Here is a 1062-nt window from a genome sequence, read left to right as displayed (position 1 = left end):
GCTACGCCGCACGAGCCTTTACCGCCCGGCGCCGGCCCGGCAAAGCCGGCGCTGCGGACGGCGCGCCGCCAAAGCGCCGCAACACCTCGTCCGAGACCGGGGCGAGAGTGCCTTCGCTGGTCTGCACCGTCTCGGCGAGAAACACCTCGGAAGGCGGCAGGAGCTGGAAATACAGTGCTCGGCACAGCGCATAGGCTTCGGTGCCGGCCCATGAGGGAGGCAGCAGCTGCAGCGGCAGCTTGGGGTCCTGCAAGACGATGCGACGATAGGCCAGCACCAGCAGGGTGCGCACCTGGAAGGCGGCTTCCGGGGGTATCTCCCCATCCGACAGCGTCGCCTGAACCGGTCCGAACAGCGCGATGAAGTCCCGGTACCCGGCCTCCACCGCGTCCAGGCTCCAGGCCTTGCGGATGGTGGCCTCTATCGACGCCGGCACCATCTGGCTTGCCGGCGTCGCGCTCAGTATCTGCACCTTGCCCTCGATCTTCAGCTCACGCACCAGATGCTGGCAGGCGCCGGGGTCGTTACCCGGCGCCGCGTAAAGATTGGGCGCGAACGGCCCGAAGCCGAGCCATTGCAGTCGCTGCTTGAAATCGGTCACGACACGCTTGTCGAAGTTGTCGGGCTCGAACAGCACGATCTGCCAGCTGCCGTCCCAGACGGATCTGGGCTCACCATAGACGCGTTCGAAGTAGTCCCGGGAATTCTCGAAGGTTTCCTTGCTGAGCGAGTAGTAGCTGTACTTGCCACTGCGCACCGCATCGAGCCAGCCGTCGTACACCAGCCTGAGCGCGGCGGTACGCACGTGGGACGCTTCCAGCCCGAACGCGCTCACCAGTTGCACGATGCTGCTCAGCCAGACCGACCCGCGCCCGGGCGAGAGCATGTCGCCGAACACGGTGCTGATGATCGCCTTCGGCGAGAAAGGAACCTGCCCGGCCAGCCCGGCGCTCAGCTCTTCCCAGCTGACTTGCCGGGCCTTGGTCGTTGCCGCCTTCGCCATCACGAATTCTCCTTGGGTGCACCGATTATATCGGCCGCCGCGCAGGCGGCAAGCGTGTC

1 protein-coding gene is annotated in these 1062 nt (G+C 66.2%); it reads right to left on the bottom strand.

What is annotated here, in order from left to right:
• Position 1: 1 nt before the first annotated feature.
• Positions 2-1062 (bottom strand): PaaX family transcriptional regulator (locus AC1Q6V_RS34605; protein WP_454750711.1); only part of this gene is annotated, 1061 nt, incomplete at its 5' end.

It is taken from the genome of Cupriavidus sp. GW823-FHT07B10 (genome assembly GCF_058794355.1).
Note: the sequence above shows the minus strand (reverse complement) of the source record. Positions and strands in the feature narration are given on the sequence as shown.